Consider the following 422-nt stretch of genomic DNA (forward strand, 5'->3'; position numbering starts at 1 on the left):
CAGTTTATTATTTCGACAATTTCCAAAATTTCCGAAATTTCAGCAAAATTTTTCAAAATTTCTTGGTTTAGTCTGTTTATCTCGGTCGATGGTTTTGGTATTAACCGTGGTTGTTTTACAGTCTATCTCTTTTGCTAATTATGCATTAACCACTAAAACGACCAATATTATTTATGGCTCAGCCCCTTATTTAACCTTTGATGGAGGTCGAACCCGGGTAACAAATACCGAAGCGTTACTCGGGATATCCCTTTCTGATGGTAGAAGATTTACTCCCACAACCAATAATTCAAGAGACAATCCTATCGTTTTACCTGCTTCTGGTCAGAGTTTTGCGGATATTGGTATGTTAGTACCAACGGATACTAATTCTATTGCATTAAGTTCACTTATTGGCACACCGTATAATTATTGGGGTGATG

General features: G+C 36.7%; 1 protein-coding gene. It reads left to right on the forward strand.

The features are described from left to right. Positions 1–88: 88 nt before the first annotated feature. On the forward strand, positions 89–422 hold a 334-nt coding region (locus tag H3U97_RS11365), incomplete at its 3' end, for a hypothetical protein (protein ID WP_198199012.1).

Origin of the sequence: Gilliamella sp. W8128 (assembly GCF_016100545.1) — a bacterium.
Taxonomy (GTDB): domain Bacteria; phylum Pseudomonadota; class Gammaproteobacteria; order Enterobacterales; family Orbaceae; genus Gilliamella; species Gilliamella apis.